Raw genomic sequence first — 2,334 nt, forward strand, 5'->3', positions numbered from 1 at the left:
CGGCGTCCGCGACGCGCGCGCCGGACGGGCCGGCATCTTGCTGCGCGAGACGGCCGGTTTGCCGCTGCCGGGCTCGAGCGGCTGGTCGGCGTCGAAATCGTCCTCCGCGTCGATCTCGTCGAGATCGAGGGCGCCGTCGGCCGCGGCCTCGCTCCGCGCCGGGCCGCGCGGGCGGATCAGGTCGTCGAGAATGCTCGTGCCCGGATCGTCCGAGGCATGGGGGCGGGCCCGGGGCGGTTCGGCCTGAACCGGGGCCGCGCTGGCGGCAAGGCCGGCCGCAAGGCTGCGCTCGATCTCGCGCCAGGTGTCGTCGTCGCCGGACAGAAGCCCCCGGGCGCCGGGCCGGGGGCCGACTCGGCTTCGGAGTCGCCGCGGGCAAGGGCCAGTCCGGGAAGGGTGCCCTTCTGCAGGTTGTCCGACAGGAGGCTCAGCGTCTCGTAGACGCTTTCCAGCAGGTCGAGATCGCGGACCCGCGAGGTGGTGAACTCGCTGCGCAGGTCGGCCAGATCGGTGCCGAGCGACTTCAGCGCGCCGGTGATCGCCGTTCCGTTGGCGCCGTTGAACCGCGCCAGCGCCTCCTCGGCGGCCCGGGCCGCAAGCCGGTTGTCGTCGCCGCCGCGGGCGTCGAGACGCTCCAGGATCTCGCCGAGCCGGGTCTCGACCTCGCCGCTGGGGGCCGCCATGGCCGGCGCCGCGCGCAGCGCCGCCTCGATCCGCCCGCCGAGGGTGCGGAATTCCTCGCCCACCGTCTCGCTCACCGTTTCCGGCAGGCGGGCCACCTCCTCGCGCAGGGCCAGAAGATCGCGCTCCATGGCGTCGGCGTCTTCCGGCGCCAGCCGTTCCATGCGGTCGATCGCCGTGACGAGCCCGGCGATATGGCCTTCGAGCGCGGCGATCCGTGCGCCGCCGTCGCCTTCGCCGAGCTTGCGCTCGATCCGCTGCAGGGTCGCGGGCAGGTCGCCGTCGGCGATCCCGGAGGTCGCGGTCTCGATGCCGCCGATGCGGGCGGCGATTTCCTCGAGGCGCACCTCGACGATGTCGAGCGCGGGAAGTTCCACCGCGGGCGGCGGCGCCTTCATCAACTGGTCGATCTTGGTGGCAAGTTCCGCGATCTGCGCGGCCACCGCCGGGTCGTGCCGGGGCGGCGTGTTCTCGATCCGGCCGAGGGCGGCCACGGCGCCGGAGGTCGCCTCGCCGATCCGCTCGAGCCTGCGCTCGACGCTGGCGGCCAGGTCGCCGAGCCGGCGTTCCAGGGCTGCGAAGGTCTCGGGATCGGCGACCGATCCGAGCGCCTCCACCCTCTCGGCCAGGTCGCCGAGCCGGCGGTCCATCGCCGCCGAAAGCTCGGCCGTCAGGCCGGCGGGGTCGATCCCCTCGATCCGCGCGGCCATGTCCTCGATGCGCTCCATGACGGCGGCGACGCCGCCCTGCATGTCCTCGCGCGCGGCGACGAGGTCGCCTTCCAGCCGCGGCAGCGCGGAAAGCCGGGTGTCGATGCGCCGGTGAGGTCCTCGCGCAGGCGCGGCAGGTCCTGCATGTCGCGCTCGATGCGATCGATCTGCTCGCCGTGATGGCGCAGCGCGGTCTCGAGCCGCGGCAGCACGTCGATCTTGCCGAAGCGGTCTTCCATCTCGCTGATGCGCATCGCCACGCCGTCGAGGCGGGCCTCGATGTCGGTGACGACGCGGCGAACGTCGCCGGCCTCGACCTTGCGGGCGATGTCGGCGAGGCGCTCCTCCAGCGAGGAGAGGTCCACCGGCCCGGCGGCCGGGGTTGCGGCCATCGCGTCGATCCGGCCGGTGAGGGCCTCGATCTGGTCGGCGACGGCAAAGAGGTGGGTCTCGTCCGGCAGGTCCGCGAGCCGCGCGCGGATCGCGGTCATCGCGCTGATCAGCGGCTCGAGACTCTGCGGCTCGGCCTGGCGGCGGCCGATGTCGTCGAGACGGTTCACCAGCGCGTCATAGGCCTTGGCGAGGTTGCCGACCGAGGGCGCGGCGGCGGAACTGGCCACCGCATCGCGCAGGCGCAGGATCTCCTCGCGGATCGAGCCGACCTGGTCGCGGTTCGGCATTTCCCTGGCGAGCATGTCGATCCGCACGCCGAGGGCGTCGACGGCGGCATCGCGGGACGTGGCTTCGGCGAGGCGGACGGCGGCCGTCTGGCGTTCGGATGCCTCGCGTTCGACCGCTTCACGTTCGAAGAACGGGGTCTGGACCGGCGAGAGGACCGGTTCGGCCGCGACGAAGGCGGCGGGCGGGGCGGCGCGCTCGGCCGGCGCCGGCATGTCTGGCTCGGCGAGCGGCGCGCGGGCGGTGGGGACGGTGACGGTGCCCT

2 protein-coding genes are annotated in these 2,334 nt (G+C 74.0%); both read right to left on the reverse strand.

Going from position 1 to position 2,334, the window contains the following annotated elements:
- Window positions 1-176: 176 nt before the first annotated feature.
- Entirely contained in the window at window positions 177-1,433 is a 1,257-nt protein-coding gene (locus tag A6302_RS20050) for a hypothetical protein (RefSeq protein WP_069308491.1), read from the reverse strand.
- A partial coding sequence (locus A6302_RS20055) for a hypothetical protein (RefSeq protein ID WP_210183417.1) occupies window positions 1,352-2,334 on the reverse strand: 983 nt, incomplete at its 5' end. The genes A6302_RS20055 and A6302_RS20050, both read right to left, overlap by 82 nt.

It is taken from the genome of Methylobrevis pamukkalensis (genome assembly GCF_001720135.1).
Lineage (GTDB): Bacteria > Pseudomonadota > Alphaproteobacteria > Rhizobiales > Pleomorphomonadaceae > Methylobrevis > Methylobrevis pamukkalensis.